Source organism: Pseudomonas sp. NPDC088885, assembly GCF_044750025.1.
GTDB lineage: Bacteria > Pseudomonadota > Gammaproteobacteria > Pseudomonadales > Pseudomonadaceae > Aquipseudomonas > Aquipseudomonas rustica.
Map to the genome: position 1 here is coordinate 55,407 of NZ_JBIVJB010000005.1, position 18,373 is coordinate 73,779.

Genomic DNA, 18,373 nt, shown 5'->3' on the forward strand with positions numbered 1-18,373 from the left:
GGTTGTATCCTTTGCGCACATTCATCGCGCAACGATGAAGGCAGCCAGGGAAGTGCTGGAAATATTTCTCTTGCCGTGCCCTAACGTACATAGGCAGGAGAGATCATGTTCTGTTTAGTAAAGAATGCTGAAAGAGAGGGCCTATGTAAGCTTGTGGGCCATGAAGGGACGCGGGCTGTGGTTGAGTATTTCGACAGCCCATCAAGCGCAGTGCGGCAACGGGTGGACGTCTCGTTATCGTCAGTTAAGCCGAGGCGGTTGGGACGTAATACCCGAGTATTTACCTATGACGAATTAAGTAATCAATGGCGAATGGGACGGGTACGTGAGGACGACGGGGAAGGCGTTGAAGTCCGCCTGGCTGACAAGGTAGATGTCTATCTAGACTATGAGCAGGTTTTTGTTCGATGGAAGCGCCCAATCCACGACCCGGTCGATTTCCTGGGTAACTTTATTACCGAAACGCCACGCTTTGCCGAGGCCCGTTCTGGTTTCTTACAAAATTACCTTCATCAACGCGGCGCTGCGTTTGGCATTTCTGCCTTGCTGTCCTCTGCTATCGAATTGGAATCTCACCAGATTGATGTAGTGCGACGCGTTTTGACCGATCACTCTCAGCGTTATCTGCTTGCGGACGAGGTTGGCCTCGGTAAGACGATCGAGGCGGGAGTTATCATCCGCCAAGTTGTGCTCGATGATTTGCGTAAGCATCGAGTCCTCGTGCTAGTCCCGCATGCCTTGGTGACCCAATGGCGGGATGAGTTAATCGTTCGTTTTGGATTGCGCGATTTCATCGATGAATCGGTATTCGTGCTGCCCCAGGAAGATAACGAGGGTTTGCGCGACGTTCTGTCCAACCTAACTTTGCTTGTCATCGACGAAGCGCATCATTTGGCCGACCCTCACGCTGACGATGCAAAGCAAGACTTGTACCGTCTAATTAGCGATGTGGCGCAGAGTACTGACCGTTTGCTCCTACTGTCGGCGACGCCGATTTTGCGTAACGAGGAAGGCTTTCTGCGCATGCTTCATCTGCTGGATCCGGTGGTTTACCAACTCGATGACCTAGAGAACTTCCATGCCAAGATAGTCAATCGACAGGCGCTCGCTGAGACGGTCGCGGCCCTAGATCCGAGCAATTTCTTTTTCATGGATGCTGCGCTCGATGATTTGACTGAGCGTATTCCGAACGACCTGCGTTTGGCGCAGTTGACTCGAGCGCTGAAGGAGAAGTTGCTCGAGTTGCCCGACGAGGATGACGCGGAATTTTGCATTGCTGTGCGGCGCCTGCGAGCTCATATCTCAGAGACTTACCGTCTCAATCGCCGCATCCTGCGCAACCGCCGTAGCCAAGTAGAGGGTTTAACGCCCGACCGCAAAGGAGCGCAAGTCTGGACGGTTAAGGGTTCAGCGATGAAGCGTCTCGAATCAGTTGTAGAGGACTGGCGCGTTAGTGCCTCGCTGTCGATCGGGTCAGCGGATGCCACTGTTGCGCAGGCGCTCGTGGCGTTCTACTGGACCGTGACTTGCGCTCTTTTGGAGGATCTAGGTGTCCTTCGCCAACTTTGCACGGAGCGCCAACGCAGTATTGAGAGCGACGCGTCTAAGTCTTTTATCGGAGAGGAGGTACTCCTCAGGGCCGTCACCCGTGCGATTGAGGATGAGGAGTGGATGGAGACCCGCCTCGACCGGTTGTATGTGGGGTTGCGAACGTTGCCGGAGTCGACCAAGGCGGTAGTTTTCTGCGCCAGCGAGAGTGTCGCCGACAAAGTCTTTGCTCACTTAAGGAGCAGCAACCTCGGCCTGATACGACACGATGTTGGCGAGGTTAGTGATGGGGTTAATGAGCATTGTTGGCGAGAATTTCTAACCAATTCCGCGATTCGGGTCATTGTCTGCGACCACCAGGCAGAAGAGGGCATCAACCTGCAGGGCGGGGATAAGGTCGTGGTGCATTTTGACCTCCCCCTACAGCCAAATCGCATCGAACAGCGCATCGGGCGTGTTGACCGCTACGGCGCCGGCACTTCGGTGCAGTCATACGTATTGCTCGATGAAGACGCGCCGCTCCAAGCCGCATGGTTCGGCATTCTCGACCAGGGATGGGGCGTTTTTAACCAGTCCATCTCGAGCCTGCAGTACCTGGTTGAGGCTGAGCTAGAGGTTTTAAGGGGGGCACTGATCAATGGCGGCGTAGAAGCACTTGACGCGTTGCGTGATCGTTTGGCTGGTTCCTCCGGCTTAGTGGCCCGTGAACTCAAACTTATTGATCAGCAAGACGCGCTGGACCAACTGTCGCCGTTGCCTGAAGCGGATCTAGACGACTTGTTCGAAGTAGATGGGGATTGGAGGACCATCCGTGACACGATGATGTATTGGATCGAGGATACGCTTCTGTTCCGCAAGGAAGATGAACCGCGAACTCCTGGTACCCATTCGGTGGACGATCCGTTCCGCTTTCACTACTACCCGCCGGATGGCAACAATCAGTCACCGACACTCATTCCCTCGTCTGGATTCATTAACGATTTTTTGGGCGCTATTGATTTCGAAGCACCAGGCAGTCGTGCTGCCCTACCGAAATCCTATCCGTATGCTGTACACCGTCCTACTGCCGTCAGGCGCAGAGTGAGCCCATTGCGTTACGGAACAGCGTTTATTGAGGCTGTCATGTCATTTTCGGATTTGGACGACCGTGGCCGTAGTTATGTGATGTGGCGGCAAGTGTTCGACCATTTTTCGCCTTCAGAAATCCGACTTTGTTTCCGCTTCGACTTTGTGGTGGAGGCGTGCTTGGATGATGCCATCGCGGTTCTGACTGCCGATCATGGCCAATCGGGCGAAGCAGCACAGGCTGTACTGGCAAGACGCGGAGACTCCTTGTTTAGCCCTGCGGTGGTGCAAGTCTGGGTGGACGAGGACGGAGATGAACTGCCGCAACATTTTATTGAGCGTTTTTTGATTGCTAAGTATGCAAAAAAGGGTGGTAAGGGATACATCGACAAGAATCTTGAGACACCTTACTTACGTGCTTTTCGGAGGGTGGCGCCGGATACTTTTGCCAACTGGGAGGAGCGCTGTGAGCGGATGCGCGACCGCGCGCTGGCTATTGTGATGGCGAGGCCGGAATTGAAGGGGCGGCAGCACCGCGCGCTGGATCGGGCGGTGGCCGAAGACGAGATACGCTACGCTCAGTTGCAGACCCGTATCCAGTCCTTGCAAGGTCGGGAGGCGCAGGCCGAGGCACACCAGCTTATATTAGAACAGGAGCTTAACCGCGCTCTCCATCGGGGCATATTGTCCCCTTCGATAAAGGTCGACGTCGCCGGCGTGGTCTTCCTCACTAGCGAACCTGTATCCCTTATCCAACGCTTCATACAGGAAGGCGCATGAGTTTCGGTTTCGATGAATTACAGACTGTCCTCGGGATTTGGCCAGTAGCCACTGATTGGTCGGAAAAGGCAGATGACAGCTTGCTGGAGCGGATTTTCCAGTTGTTGAGTGCAGCGCAAGCCCAGCCTAGCGAACTAACATGGCATGCCGACCTGCAACCCTTGTTGCGGCATGTTTTGCTCCGCGCCAGCGACGGCGCGGGCAAGAATATGAGGCTGCGTGTGCCTGCCGATCGGGGGTGGCCCGATCGGGCAAGTTGGGCTGACCATGGGGTGGAAGCGATGGAAGCGGGACCCACTGCATATCTGCTAACAGCTCGTGAGTGGCATCCTGAGTGGCTTGGTAGCGGAGAACATGGCGTGTTCGCCGATACCTTTTCCGACAAGAAAGTACGTCGGATGGTGCATTGCGAGGTGGATCCCTTCGTTCATGATGGAACCGGCTTTACGAACTATTCGTCCCCGGGTCAACGCGAGGCGGTGCGTGCCGCCTTTCTGATCCCAGAAGGCGATACCCTGATGGTCAATTTACCGACGGGCTCTGGAAAAAGCTTGGTCGGGCAGGCCCCCGCTTTAGTAAATAAAGAGGATGGCCATCTGACCATCTTCGTCGTGCCGACGGTCGCCCTTGCTCTCGACCAGGAGCGCGCTATGCAGCAACTGTTTCGAAGTAATAGTCCTTCCCGTCCCGACTGGCCGCTGGCTTGGTACGGCGGCTTATCGAAAGAAAAGCGTGCAGAGATTCGGCAGCGTCTGCGCAATGGCACCCAGCGAATCCTGTTCACCTCACCAGAAGCGCTCACCACTTCGCTACTACGTGTTGTGTCGGATGCCACCACCGACGGCATGCTGCGGTACTTCGTGATTGATGAAGCTCACCTGGTCACCCAGTGGGGTGACGAGTTCCGTCCTTCCTTTCAGGCCTTGGCAGGTCTGCGCCACAGCCTGCTTCGGTTGGCGCCGCGTGGTTTTCGAACCTTGCTAATGAGTGCCACCTTCACGGATGAAACGGTAGAAACATTGGCTAGCCTATTCGGCCCCCCCGAACGGGTACAAATGGTATCGGCGGTGCATCTTCGCCCGGAACCGCAATATTGGTTCTACAAGGCTGCATCGACGTACGAAAAGCAAGAACGCGTGCTTGAGGCACTGCGACATGCGCCGCGGCCGTTCATTCTTTACGTCACTAAGCGAGAAGAAATCGCGTCTTGGAACACAGTGTTGCGTTCTCGCGGAGGCCTGCGCCGCCTAGCCACGTTTGACGGTGGGACGCCCGATCGCGAGCGGCAGCGAATCATTTTGGAGTGGGCAGCCAATCGCCTCGATGGCATTGTCGCCACGTCAGCTTTTGGCGTTGGTCTCGATAAGATTGATGTGCGCACGGTGATCCACGCGACGATTCCGGAAACTCTGGACCGATTCTATCAAGAAGTGGGGCGCGGTGGCCGTGATGGCAAGTCGTCGGTCAGCCTGTTGGTATTCGACGATACCGACTGGGCTTTGCCGGAGCGACTCGCAAAGCCCAAGATAATTTCCGATGAGCTTGGATTCAGCCGCTGGAAGGCCATGTACCAGTCACGCCAGCCAACTACTGAAGAGGACTTGTGGGGCATCAATATCGACGCCGTGCGCGAAGGATTACCGGGGGGAAGCGAACACAACGTTAACTGGAACATGCGAACCCTCATCCTGATGGCGCGTGCTGGCCTATTAACTCTCGAACTAGAGGTCAATCGCGACGAGCAGGATACCGAACCGGGCGAGGATGCTTCGTCAATGCTAGCGGCAATGGCAAACGTGCGAGTACGAATCCGAAACGACGGCCATCTTATTTCCAAAGTCTGGGAAGACGCGATCAGAGCCTCGCGAAACAAGACGCTAGAGGCGGCTGAGCGGAACTTGCAAATGATGCGGCAACTGCTGCCCCGGTCCTGCGGCCTGGACCAGCAGATCGGTCAAGAAGTCGGTGCCACCCTTACACAGTTGTACCGCATTCGGTCGTTGCGCTGGCCGGTTCAGGTAACGCAAGTTTGCGGCGGCTGTCCGGCGGATCGCTTTGACACTGAGGATCGCAGGCACTATGCCGAACCGGTCGTCGTTCCGGTGAATCGTGTCATATCGTCGTCTGCCGACGCCTGGCGGGAAAATTTTCCTTGGGTGGACCCCGCTTTTGCCTATGTCTTCTACGACGAGAGTCGACCCAGGGATGGCGTCCGACAAGCCATCCTGCAATTCGCTGGATGGCTGGTGCAGTCATGCGGTGTACGTGAGTTGGCAGCCCACCCTGAATCGCCACTGATGTGCCTTCCCGAGTGGACCCGGTTATATCAGTTCGCGCGCGACCGGGTACTGCTACATCGGTCGGTTTTGGACTCCGATCTGGAGCCTTACTCCCCGCTGGCCCGTTTGACGGTGCTGGAACCGGACTGCTCCCCTGAACTCATCATGGATACCCAGATGTTGCAGCGGCCCTTCCATGTTGTGCTGCTACCGCTCGGCATGCCGGATCCTGGTAATAGCTTGCGCCGTCTTGCCGACGTCACCCCGAATGCGCTGCATCTGGAAAAACTAATTCAAGTGATAACCCAATGAGCATTCTTAACCGTGAAAACGATGGTCTCCATCCGATACTCCTGACTCTGGCCAGAATCGTCGCCCGAGACAAAGCCATTTCCCGCGATGATCTGATTAATGTCTGCGTCCCGCATTCCGGCATCGATAAGGAAAGCGGCAAAGAAACCGATAACGACAAACGCAAGGACCTGGCATCCCGGGCTCGTGCAACGCTGCTCCGTTGGGTCGCTCTCGGATTGTTCGCCGAAGACCGCGACCAAGTTCGTTTGGATATTGAATTTACACGAGGGGAGTCTGTTGACGCATTTACGGAGCGCCTTCCCACCATTTGCCGCGGCCTTGCCTTGCGCCTGGAGTACGGGATGCCCTTGTGGCCCGCCAATGGCAGCATTTCGGAAGAGGAGGTTGGGCGCACGGCCGACCTATGCCGCGGTTTGGCCTGGTGCCTGACTCAGGATATCTACGCGCTACCAAGCACGCATGGTGAAATCGAAAGTTTGATTACAACCCAGGTGCAAACAGGACGATTTATCTTTCTGAACGACACACGTTGGACTGGGCTCCGGTCTTGGGCGAGATTCCTTGGCTTTGCCACTGGTGACGACTCCAGCTTTTTCTTCGACCCGACAGTAGCGGTGCGCTCGGAATTAAAAGAGGTTATTCGAATAGGCGAAACAGTGCCTGCGGCCGAGTTCGTGTCGCGCTTGGCCGTACGTTTGCCGGTGTTGGATTCTGGCGTCTACCGTCTTGAAGTGGAACAGGTCCTGAGGCCTGAGAGTTGGATAGCACCTGCTACCGGACACTTGTCGACTGCGCTGTCATTCGCTTTGCGGCGTTTGCAGAAGCAGGGAATGATCGGCTTGGTGACTCTGGCTGATGCCGGTTCACGACTAACGCTCGTCGGGCAGGGGGGGCGGACATGGGAAAGCTTTACCCATATCAGCTTGTTGAGGGACGCATCATGAGTTTGCTGAGTTATTGGCCTAATGCTGACGAAATTAATGACTGCATCAAACACGAAGCTGAGGGCGCCCACGATGCCGTCTTGCTAGCTGTCCACAAACCTTCGCCACTAAGTTATAAGCAGATTTCTTCGGGCGTAAAGTTCGAAGCTAGCGAAGAAGATCTATTCAAGTACCTGATCACAAAGGATGTACCCACCGGAGTCCATGTTGTTCCCATCACCGGGGCATCTGGTGTCGGCAAATCGCACATGGTGCGTATATTAACGGCTCGTCTGCAGAGCACGAATGAGGATGACCGATATGTGATCATCCGCATCCCAAAGAGCGCCAGTCTCCGGAGAGTTGTGGAACTGATCCTGGAAAAACTGCCAGGGGAGGAGTACGCGCCAGTCAAGGCAGAGTTTTCTAAGGCGTTTACTGAAGAACTCAACATCGAAACTGCAGTTGTCAGGTTCCAAAGAGAGCTAGAGATCGCTTTGGGCGAATTAACGAAAGGGTTAGAGGCTCGTGTAAGGGCTAATCCTCGAGATTCGGCATTGAAAGAGCAATGGGGCCATGCTGCTAATTTACCAAAGTTCATGGGTGATCCAGTACTTGTCGATTATTTTCGCGAGAACGTATTTCCAAGGTTCGTGCAGCGAGCTATTGCTGGGCAGAATCAGGCTGAGCAGGAGGCATCCGTCAAAGACTTTGATCCGAGCGACTTTCAACTGCCAGATGCCATAGACATCAGCAAGGCCGCTTCTCCTACGCACGCTTATTACACTCGGACATTGCTAGTTCGGGAAGGTGAAGGCATACGTACAGCTACTCGCCTGCTCAACGAGAGCAAGGTTGTCGACCAAGCGATTCGCCAGCTATTCAATCTGCACCAATCCTTGGGTGGTATGACTTTGCAAGAAGTCATCCAGGAGATTCGCCGCCTGTTACTTCAGCAACATCGCGAACTGGTGATCTTTGTGGAAGACTTCAAGGCACTGACCGGTATCCAGGATATATTGCTAAAGGTGCTCATCCAGGAAGGTGTGCGCAATGGGGTTAGGGAGTTGGCGACGATGCGTTCTGTCATCGCAGTGACAGATGGCTATCTAGATTCCGAGGACACAATCGCAACCCGTGCGAAGCGTGAATGGAAAGTGGAAAGCGAATTATCCAGCGAGCAAGAAGTTTTGCGCCGTACTAAGGCGCTCGTTGCTTCTTACTTGAATGCTGCGCGTTGGGGCTACCGTGAGTTAGTGCATCACTTTGAGATAAAGGGTGGTGCGCATGCCGGGCAGGAAGCCTGGATCGGGCCATATGCCGACCATGAAGATACTAGCGATGACCCTGTGTTGGCCGCTTTTGGGAAAGAGGGCGAGATTCCGCTATTCCCTTACACAGAGCAAGCCATTGAACAACTCGCGCGGTCTGTGCTCACCCGGAACAATGCCCTGGCCTTTACTCCGCGTTTCATTATTGACAATATTTTGCGTGACTTGCTTTTGTCAGGCAGGCCAGCATTCGAACGTGGGCAGTTTCCGCCACCAGACGTCAATGCCCCTGGGACGAATGCGGAGGTCACGCAGTGGCTAGCTTCGCTTCCAGTGTCTGAAGAAGTGCGGGAGCGCTACCGACGTGTCGTCGCGATCTGGGGCAATGCTCCTCGTACCTCGGAGGAGATCGGCTGCATTCCGAAGGAGGTATTCGATGCCTTCAAGCTGAGTCGGCCGAACATCGAGTTCCGCAGCGCCCTACAACGTAAGCCGAAGATTGACCCGATTCAACCGTCTCCGAATTCACAACCAAAGCCAAAGGACGAGTACCTCACTGAGGCTCTTGAGAGATGGGCGCAAAAGAGTGAGCGTCTACCCCAGCAACCAGTTGCTAACCAAATCCGGAAATCGATCGCGTCCGCTCTCAATGAGCGGATCGATTGGTCAGCCGAGCGTTGCATCAAGTCGCCTATTATGCCCACGGATGTATTCATACCAAACGCCGGGGGGGGAGGTAACAAGGGGGAAAACGCGTTGTTGGTGGCGGACAATCACACTGATCCCTCCGGCCAATTGCGAACAGAACTGGCCGCCGTGGTTCGCTTTTACGAATTGAATGACGGGAAGATGTACTACGAAGGAGCTGACGACGACCTGGTTTGGATCGGCAATCTTGTTGACCGACTGATGCCGCAGGCGCTGGCGCTCCTGCGGGCTAAAATACGGCAGAAACTCGGCATGGCAGTACGATTGCTATCCATAAATAGCAGGATTCTCGGTCTTATGGAGCGCTACCGCACCCCAGCCAGTCTCGCTGCATTCTTGTTCGGTGCGCCAAGTATCCCCCAACGTTTGCCTGACGGAGTACCTGCAGAATTCGGCGATTGGCGCGCCTTGCAGGAGCAGGCGTTACGAATACGTCCCGAGTTACTCCAACTCGTTGCCTTCTACTGCGGCAGCTTCCAAGGCGCTGGTAAGACGCCATATGCCATAGACATGGCGAGGGTAACCGACTACTTGCTGCCTGAGAGCGAAGTGACCAATCTGAACTCGCTTGACTTGATCTCTACCGAGTTGAAGCAGGCGCTCGCGGTGATGAGCGAAGCGCGTGTGAAGCTCCTAGTGCGCAGAGTATTGCAGGGGGCGGGTAATATTCGAGCAAAGTTAACATCAGAACTCGGCGAAAACTTCGACAAGCAAGAAATTGCAGTAGAACTCAAGGCGCTCGCAGATCAGTTGAAGGAGTCCGGCGTCTGGAACTTGGATGAAATTGGCATGGGCCACATGGCCTTCAAGAATTTGTGCGAAGAGTTCCGCAGCGGCGCGCTGCTCGAGGCACTGTCCGTGCTTGTGAATTCCGGAGAAGGGGAAGCGGGGGAGAGCGATGGCCAGTTGATCAGTCGTATGGGGCGTTTTGACGTCCATCCGCTCATCGTGGCGTCGCGGTTCGTCGAAGCGGCGGGCAAGGTGGTACGCGCTTCGGAGAAGCGCGCTAAGGGATTGGAGGACCAGTACCAGGGCGTGGACCCCCAGGCGCAGGCTAGCGAGATCCAGATCTTGTTCGAAAACCTCATGAGTGAAATGAATGCTCTGGAATTGGAAGGAGCAACCGCATGCTCTTAAACGATGCACGAAATGTCCGCGTGCGTTTGATGCATGCTGAAGCCGCCAGCAGTGGCATCGAGGAAGCTGAGGCGTTGGCGGCAAAGCGGAATGAACTGCAGGATCTGGCCAATCGGATCGTGACCGTGGCACGCCGAAACACCTTGCTTCGGGAGGAGAACGTTCCCCTGTCGCGAATTGAGGCCATCGATAAGGCGAAACAACTGATCAGTCAGATCAATGCCCGCTTTGTCGAGTCACCTAAGGCCACTACCTTGGTGAACAAGCAGCGCTGGAGTAAGTTGGTGTCGACACTAACCGAGTTCAGAGCTTCGGCAGAGGCACAGCAGAAGCAGGACTGGAAAGTCTACTTCAGCAGCAAGTTGTTTGGTGGAGTCCCTCCCGAGCAACGCAAGCAGACCATTCTGCAGGCACTGCCGGAGAACCAGATATCTTTGGATCGTTATACGCGCCTGTATCAGCGTTTCAATCAATACCGTAATCTCGTGCCTGCTACTGTTGAGGCTTTGCGCGAGGTGCTCGCGTGTTCGAAGGACTTAGCGAACATCCAGTTTGTCGAGAGTAACGACGTGCCAGTTCCGGTTAAGGCGTTCTTTGACGCCACCGCGACTGGGAACGGAGCTAACCTCGACCTGCTGACCCAAGAAGTCATTGAATGGCTACGCACGAATAACATGCTGGCTAACTATGTAGTGCGGGCACGCTAATTGAACGGAGTCACCTTGGAAGCACGCGAACGTTTTCTTGCCTCGGTACTGGATTGCATCGAAGAGCGTGAAGCAAGGTTGCTGGTCTGGGGCATCGTCGATGGTGTATTCAGTCAAGAAGAACTCAGCGACTTGCTCAATCCCCTGATCGACGAAGCCATCGATGATGGTATCGAAGCCTTTTTCTCTGCTGAGGATGTCCTGGAGGAACTACGACGACGCAAATGGATTGTCGAGGTGCCCCTGAGTGGTGGCGCAATCGGTTACCGATCACGCATGGCGGAAACCGTGCGCTTACTGCAGCGCTTGCGGCAGTTGTTCCCGAAACACTCAGGTTCAAGTGGATGGCAGCAGGCCCCTAGCTTAGTTGCCGACTTCCGTTTTCTGCGTCGTCGTCGTCGTTATCCGGCGCGAGACATCTCCGTCGACCAAGCGTTGACCATGATAGGTGAGGCGTCCTCAAGTCCGGCGCTGCTAGCGGCTGTAAAAGCGCTGCTAACGCCCCCCGATCGCACTGTCCGTCTGTCCGGCTTTCAGGTACGCGCTGCCCAGCGCATTTTGCGCGCGATCGAAACTGGGAAGGACTTGGCGACCATCGTTTGCGCGGGTACTGGCAGTGGTAAGACGCTTGCCTTTTACATACCGGCGCTAGCATCGATATACCGCCATGTGCTGGCAGAAGGCAAAGCCGAGCGCTGGGTCAAGGCGGTTGCCTTGTATCCCCGCACCGAACTGCTAAAAGATCAGTTGCGCGAAGTCTTGCAGCGCACCCGAAGCCTCCAAGCCGGTTTACCGCAAAAGGATCAGGTGTCGATTCGCGTTGGTGCGCTCTATGGCGATACCCCGTTTTCCGCACAGTTCTGTGAGTGGGCAAAAATAGGCAATGATCAGGTCTGTCCGACTCTTGCCTGTCTCGACTGTGGCGGTGAGTTGCGTTGGTTGCACAAGGATCGAAAGGAGGGACGCGAACGTTTGGTGTGCGCTGTTTGCGAAGCAGTGTTAGACGGCAGTGTGTTTCCGCTCACCCGGGAGTCGCTCAAGAACTCCGTACCAGACATCCTGTTCACCACCACCGAGATGCTGAACCAACGCCTCTCGGACAACTCGATGATGCATCTTTTCGGCGTTGGCCCCAGGGCGCTGCATGCGCCGGAACTGGTGTTGATGGATGAAGTGCATACTTACGAAGGTAAGCACGGTGCGCAAGTCGCATATCTAATGCGGCGCTGGCAGCGACTACTCGATCAATCGTTGCGCTTCGTCGGCTTGTCGGCGACCTTGCGCGAAGCTTCACAGTTCTTTGCGGCGCTAACAGGTTGTCGCACGAACCTTGTAGATGAAGTGTCACCGCGTGCTGACGAGATCGAATCCGAAGGTGCCGAGTATATGATTGCCCTGCGCGGCGATCCGGTCTCGCGCACGGCATTGCTGTCCACAACCATTCAGACTGCCATGGTGCTGCAGCGCTGCCTCGATCCAAAAGCCTCGCAGCCGGCACAGTCGGTCAGTCGCGGCGTTTTTGGCCAGCGCACCTTCGTCTTCACCGATAACCTAGATGTGATCAATCGTTTGTATTTCGACTTGCTCAGTGCTGAAGGACGCAATAGCTATGGTGACCCTGACATGCGCCATGCGCCTGACGGCGGTTTGGCAGTGCTGCGCGAGGCCGGTTCCTCTCTCTTGCGCTATGCCAACGGGCAAGACTGGCGCTTCTGCCAAGACTTGCATATGGGCCTCAAGCACCGTTTAGTGATCAAGCGGGTTAGCTCCCAGGATCGTGGTGTTGACGCCAGTGCGGAAGTTATTGTCGCCACTGCCGTCCTGGAAGTGGGTTTCGACGATCCGGTCGTTGGTGCAGTGATCCAGCACAAGGCGCCGCGCGGAATCGCGGGCTTTCTGCAGCGTAAGGGCCGCGGCGGCCGCACCCGCGGCATGCGGCCCTGGACGGCGGTCGTGCTGTCTGATTATGGTCGCGATCGCGCTGCTTACCAGAGTTACGATTTGCTGTTCGATCCGGAACTGCCTGTTCGTACATTGCCCTTGGCGAACCGATACATCACCCGAATGCAAGCAGTGTATGCCACCATAGATTATCTGGCATTGCGACTGCAGGACGGTCCTGTAGGTAGCGTTTGGAGCGACCTGAGCGGTGGCGACAAGCTCAATGCGCAGCGTCGTCAGCGCCTAATACGTGAACTGCGTAGTATTCTTGAAACCGAAGCGGGTAGCGGGCGTCTCTCCGACTATTTGCGCCGCGCGCTGCGCCTGTCTGACGAGGAGTTGTCGGCAATACTGTGGGAGTACCCGCGACCGTTGCTGACAACTGTGCTGCCGACCGCGCTCCGGCGTCTAGCGAGCCACTGGAGTGCAGACGGTAACCCGCAGGAGGATTACAAAGCCTTCAACACTCCGTTACCGGACTTTATTCCGGGTTCTCTTTTCGCTGACCTCAATTTAGCCGAGGTCGCCATCGATCTGCCAGAGTCGCACTCGGCAAGTCCTTCCAATGCATCTGTTATGTCGGTGTTCGCCGCACTGCGCGAGTTCGCGCCCGGTCGCGTCAGCCGGCGCTATGGCGTGCGCTATCGTACTGAGCGCCACTGGATCGCACCGTCGCCGGACTTCCAAAGCGGATCGGGCATCTGCAGCGATGTCTTCGGCCTCGATGTCGAAGCCATCGGTAACCACGTGCTGCTAGGGGAGTATCTGGTACGCCGGGGCGGTAAAACGGTAGCTCTGCCAGTTTACCGCCCGGTACGCCTGGCACCGCAATCCCCCCCGGCGGCAGTTAAAGACTCGTCGAATGCCTCCTTGGAATGGCATAGCCAAATCGTCGCCACCATCGAACCGGGCTGGCTGACGCCGCCCGCAGGCAGTCGGTGGGCAGAGATCGTCACCCGTATCGGCTTTTTTACGCACTCGCGCCATGCTCCAGTAGAGATTCGGCGCTTCGCGGTGGGCGCTTCGGCGGAGATTGGTGTTGGCGCGGAGAAGGTGCGAACCGACACGGTGTTTCAACGTGAGAACCAAGCGGTGGGGCTGGGAGCGCAATTTGCCGCCGACGGTATGGTGTTCCAGATCGATATCCCCCCCGATTTGCACCTACGCCAGATTCTGGGCGATGAAGCGAAGTGGCGCGCACTACGCAGCGCTCGGTTCATTGACCTTGCTTGGCGCGGTGAGCGCTTGGCCATGATTGCGAGCCCCTTCATGCGCGAGTGGTTAGCACAGATCTACCTGTCTGCCATGACCTATGAAGCGATGCACCGACAGATCGGCTTGGCCGAGGCCGACGCCTCGATTCGACAGGGTCAGGCATCGATCTCGCTTCCAGAGGTGCTGGGCCTGTTATTTCAGTCGCAAGTTGTGGAGGTGCAGGGCGGCGACGAGACGGTGGGCAGTCCAGAAAAGTTACGCCAGGAACTGGATGCCTGTCTGCGCGATCCCATCGTGATTGCGGAATTGCACGAGTTTGGCGCCATGCTTTGGGAGCCAATCGATTCCGGCTGGGAGCTGTGGCTACGTGGGGTCTACCATTCCACGCTTGCTGCAGCACTTCTACGTTCGATTACCGACCTATGCCCGAGCATCGATCCGGAAGACCTGACGGTCGACTTAGAACGCGGCCCGGCACTCCCCGGCCAAGCCGTCGGCTTTGACTCAGAAGTGGTGGAGGCGTGGTTTACCGAGCGTAGTCCAGGGGGCAACGGACTGATCGAGGAATTTATGCGGCGCTACGCGGAAGACCCGCGGCGCTTCTTCGCTACCGTACGCGCCAATCTGAGCATGGGCGAGTTTGAGTTGATCGACCATCAACTCAAACAAATGGTCACCGTGCTTGCCGAGGACAATGGTAATGGAGATTCTGAAAGCGCCGCACTGGCGCGCCAATTCCGTGCCGCCGCCAGCCAGGAAGAAATGACACAGTCTTTCCAACGCTTACGTCGGAAGTTGTTGCAGGAAGGTTTTTCCCCCTTCCACGGCTTTTTAGTGGCGCTTGGTAACCGTGTTCTGCGACCGGGATCGGGCGCGGCGACGGATCTCTACCTTTCCCGAGTGCTTGATCATTGGCAGAGTGAGGAGGCGCGTATCGGCATAGAGGTCGATCTGCGCGTTATGAGTTATTACCTAAGCCAATCGGACGATATCGATCGTATTGTGCCCGACATCGGCTCCCCTCCAGGCAACGACCGCGCGGCTTGGCGCATTGGCGCTATCTATGGCCTCTTATGGCCCCGCGGTCGGGCGATTCGCCAGTCCGCACTGAAGATAAGAAATCCCTTCAGTGAATTGCCTTTGATCGAGCGCCTCTTGGTGGTGGAAACCATCGGCGACGACCGTGTCTGCATTTCGCTGCTGGACCGTGACTGGTTGCTGCGAACTGCCGAGCAACTCAACGCCGGCCGCCAAGTTACATTGACCTGCCCGGAAACCGAACGTGCTCGCCTAGCTTCCGCGCTCAATGCACTGGTAACCAATCCGGTCGAATCCGGCTACTTGCGCGCTTATGCCCGCCTACAGGGCATCCGCCAAACCCAATCAATGATCGAAGCGGATATTGAACTCGTCGAGGCAGTGCAATGAACATTCTCCATCGACGCATTTTCAAGACGCAAACCACTGGCGTCACCACGATCCAGGAGTTATTGCAGACTATGTTCGTGGCCGAAGTGTTGCAACCCGGCCACGAGATTTGGATCGTTTCTCCTTGGATCAGCAATGTTGTCTTGATCGACAATCGGTCCGGTAGCTTTGATGCTCTCAATCCCGAATGGGGGAGGCGAGAGATCCGCCTCGCCGATGTCCTTGTGACTCTGATGAATTACGGTACAAAAGTGCATATCGTCACCCGGAGCGAAGCCAGCAACGATGCCTTCCGTACCCGGATCGCCGATTTGACTCGTGAGCATAGTCTGGAAGATCAACTCGCGATGCACATCCACGGCCAATTGCATACAAAGGGCATCCTGCTCACGCGTTGCCTGTTGATGGGTTCAATGAACCTGACCTACAACGGCATGATGATCAATGACGAATGGGTCGAGTTCTCGCTCGATCAGCAGGATCTTGGTCGAACCCGCCTTGAATTCGCCCGCTACAGGGAGGCTGCATGATTGACGTCTTGCCCTCTCAGGAAAAGTCCTGGCTAGGGCGTTTTTTCTTTGGGCGCAATGCCCTGCATTGGGAAGCCATTGTCGGTGGTAGCGCGCCGTCGGCATGGCTGGAGCAGGTAAACCCGTGGATCGCAACTTTTGTTACTCAAGGCTACCAATTGCCTATTGTGCTGCCGGTATTCGATGCTGATGGGCCGTCTCATTGGTATGCAATGGCTAGCAATGAGGCATCGGCAGTTGCATTGGTGCAGGAGTTGACAGCTGTTGTCGGCCCAAGTTACAGCGATTTCCGTGGCCAACCACTGCAGGTCGATTGTGGCGACGAAATCGAGTGTGCCTTGCAGAAACGCTTTGGCCGTTTCGTATTCTGCTTGCGGCCAGTGAATGCGGCAGCGCGCAGCGATGTTACACAATCCTTGCAGTTGTATCTTAGTTTGCTGCGCCGCCGCCCAGACATCCCTGACCGCACGCAACGCCCGTTCGGCAAGATCCGTGCTGAGTTTGATCGGGCGCTACTGGCCGGTAACGAGGCAGATGCTCAACGTTTACGCCACGAATTGGTTGCCAGCGGCCGTATTGATGTTGAACAGCACAAGTATTTGGATATTCGCATGTTGGCCGGTCTCGGTCGCCAGTATCAACTGGCGCACGATTACTCGCTGATCAAGTCTGTTCTAGGTCTGTCTTTACCTGCTCAGACCATCACCGACTTGGTCGAGGCGCTTTATGCAACTTATATCGCAGCCATCGAGGATGACCCGAATGTTGAAGCCATCCTGACAGTTTTTCGAAATGACATCGCGCGTCACTTCGGCCCGCTGTTTAAGGAACGGAAAGGTGTTCGTCAACCTAATGTACTGAAGGCCTTCCTGCTTTATGAACTTGTGCAGGACGAACCGAATATGGCGCGTTGCGGGGCCATTGCTGCCGCTTATCCGGCTCAAGCCGGGCCAGAACTGATCGAGTATTGGTCCAGCCGTTTGGTGTCTGCCCCGTCGTTGCGTTCCGATGTCTTTGAATTGGCACGTCAGGCCTTAGCTGATGACGACTATGAGTTGGCACTGCAGTTGTCCTTTGAATCCTTCCCCAGCGCTTGGACGTACAGTGCCATGCTGCGTTGCGCAGTGGAACTAGAGGATATTGAAACCACTAGGCGGGTGCTCGAAGCGGTGGGTAATGCACCCGAAGCCGCGCGGGCAACATGGACAAAACGTGATCTGAGCAGACTGCAGCAGTTGCAGTCAGAGCCGTCAGAAGCGTCGCAAGAGCGTCCTGACACCGATTGGATGTCCTGGGTTCGCTATGTTGAAGCCGGGCGCTGTGAGCGTCCTCCGCTGCAGATCCTGGAGGAGGCACTCACGCGTTGGAGTGCTGAGGCCTATGCTTCGGATCCAGAGGCCTGCCGTCAGTTGGCCGAGAAGATCGGCAACGCGAGCGGTGAGGCAGAATGTGTGTTTCGCGATGCCTTCGGCGCCTTGGTGGAGTTCTTTGTCGATCGCTTGGCACATCCAGTGCGTGGCTTCATACCGCTTTACACCATGCTAATCCGCATCGTTGCATGGAATGGCGTGGTCTCGGCCAATGAACTCGAATTGGCCTCTGCTCTCATACAGGCGTTGGTTAGCCTTGGTCCCTCGAAGGACGACTACGTCGAAGCGCTCGATGCCTACTCTGAGATAATTACCGCGAACAGTACGCCCGGTAACATCGACTGGGCGCTCAATGCAGCTGAAATGCTGGCCCTGCATGGATCTCCAGACAGTGAATCTCGACTGCGGTTTTTTATGGCGGTCGTGGAGTTGGCGCGCACCCAGCACCATCGTCTCAAGCCGACTCAACATGCAATCCTGTCTCTACTGGCAAAGGATTACAGTTGTACCAACTTGCTGGAGTCCTTTTCCTTTCAGGAAGAGGGGCATGCGGAAACAGCGCATGCTGATTTCGACGGTTTAATCGGCATCTATACGCTGACTGAATCCGCCGGGCAGCGTGCGCGTCAATTCCTGCGAATGCTCTTGCCGCTTGCACGGGTAGAGTTGAATGCCGACGTGGTAGCAACTGACAGGCTTAAGCATCTGGCGGTAACCGCCGATATCTTCGTTTTTGCCTGGAGGAGCAGTAAGCACCAGGCCTATTACGCGGCGAAGGAAGCACGCGGCGACCTGCAAACCCTGCTCCCCATGGGGAAGGGAAGTGCCAGCATTTTGAGTTGTGTATTGACGGAACTCGAAAAGCTGGGATGAGGCGTTTATGCATCGAAACCGGTACACACGAAGCGACGGACCACTCTGATCTTGCCTGTAGACAGTCGTAGTAGCGTGATCCCGATCTTAGTTATAAGCTACATTGATAATGGCTTGGAAACTAAAACTATGCGGACTCAGGTGCTGGCGTATTGTGTGTATTCTCCATAACAATAGTTTTGTGCGTGGGGTGATCGTTCGATTAGGCGCTCTAGTGTGAGTGGCGCATGTTGGGAGGGCTATATTTCGCGGGGGTTAAAATATTTCTGGTAAGGTTTATTTA

Annotated in this window: 8 protein-coding genes; all 8 read left to right on the forward strand. The window is 55.8% G+C overall.

The window, feature by feature from the left end; genetic code table 11:
• The first annotated feature begins 105 nt into the window (after nt 1-105).
• The 8 genes from dpdE to dpdD are packed head-to-tail and all read left to right on the forward strand — an operon-like array spanning nt 106 to nt 18,090.
• On the forward strand, nt 106-3,393 hold the full coding sequence (dpdE, locus tag ACIP1X_RS05515) for a protein DpdE (protein ID WP_400750096.1): 3,288 nt from the start codon (nt 106-108) through the stop codon (nt 3,391-3,393).
• Nucleotides 3,390-5,984 (forward strand): protein DpdF, encoded by a 2,595-nt coding sequence (gene dpdF, locus ACIP1X_RS05520; protein ID WP_400750098.1) that lies wholly within the window; start codon nt 3,390-3,392, stop codon nt 5,982-5,984. Before dpdE ends, dpdF begins: the two co-directional genes overlap by 4 nt.
• The gene (gene dpdG, locus ACIP1X_RS05525) at nt 5,981-6,931 is read left to right on the forward strand and encodes a protein DpdG (protein WP_400750100.1); all 951 of its coding nucleotides are present in this window, start codon (nt 5,981-5,983) and stop codon (nt 6,929-6,931) included. Before dpdF ends, dpdG begins: the two co-directional genes overlap by 4 nt.
• Complete coding sequence (gene dpdH, locus ACIP1X_RS05530; RefSeq protein WP_400750102.1) at nt 6,886-10,026, forward strand: protein DpdH; 3,141 nt, start codon at nt 6,886-6,888, stop codon at nt 10,024-10,026. The genes dpdG and dpdH overlap by 46 nt, the downstream gene beginning before the upstream one ends.
• The gene (gene dpdI, locus ACIP1X_RS05535; RefSeq protein WP_400750104.1) at nt 10,017-10,733 is read left to right on the forward strand and encodes a protein DpdI; all 717 of its coding nucleotides are present in this window, start codon (nt 10,017-10,019) and stop codon (nt 10,731-10,733) included. Before dpdH ends, dpdI begins: the two co-directional genes overlap by 10 nt.
• Nucleotides 10,734-15,317 (forward strand): protein DpdJ, encoded by a 4,584-nt coding sequence (dpdJ, locus tag ACIP1X_RS05540; RefSeq protein WP_400750106.1) that lies wholly within the window; start codon nt 10,734-10,736, stop codon nt 15,315-15,317. It abuts the gene before it with no gap.
• Nucleotides 15,314-15,847, forward strand: coding sequence for a phospholipase D-like domain-containing protein DpdK (dpdK, locus tag ACIP1X_RS05545; RefSeq protein WP_400750108.1), 534 nt, complete (start codon nt 15,314-15,316; stop codon nt 15,845-15,847). The genes dpdJ and dpdK overlap by 4 nt, the downstream gene beginning before the upstream one ends.
• Complete coding sequence (gene dpdD, locus ACIP1X_RS05550) at nt 15,844-18,090, forward strand: protein DpdD (RefSeq protein WP_400750110.1); 2,247 nt, start codon at nt 15,844-15,846, stop codon at nt 18,088-18,090. Before dpdK ends, dpdD begins: the two co-directional genes overlap by 4 nt.
• Nucleotides 18,091-18,373 lie beyond the last annotated feature (283 nt).

What these genes read in the sequence shown, in the direction of transcription:
- dpdI (WP_400750104.1), top strand. Translation starts at nt 10,017, where the DNA reads ATGCTCTTAAACGATGCACGAAATGTCCGCGTGCGTTTGATGCATGCT.
- dpdH (WP_400750102.1), top strand. Translation starts at nt 6,886, where the DNA reads ATGGGAAAGCTTTACCCATATCAGCTTGTTGAGGGACGCATCATGAGT.
- dpdE (WP_400750096.1), top strand. Translation starts at nt 106, where the DNA reads ATGTTCTGTTTAGTAAAGAATGCTGAAAGAGAGGGCCTATGTAAGCTT.
- dpdF (WP_400750098.1), top strand. Translation starts at nt 3,390, where the DNA reads ATGAGTTTCGGTTTCGATGAATTACAGACTGTCCTCGGGATTTGGCCA.
- dpdG (WP_400750100.1), top strand. Translation starts at nt 5,981, where the DNA reads ATGAGCATTCTTAACCGTGAAAACGATGGTCTCCATCCGATACTCCTG.
- dpdD (WP_400750110.1), top strand. Translation starts at nt 15,844, where the DNA reads ATGATTGACGTCTTGCCCTCTCAGGAAAAGTCCTGGCTAGGGCGTTTT.
- dpdK (WP_400750108.1), top strand. Translation starts at nt 15,314, where the DNA reads ATGAACATTCTCCATCGACGCATTTTCAAGACGCAAACCACTGGCGTC.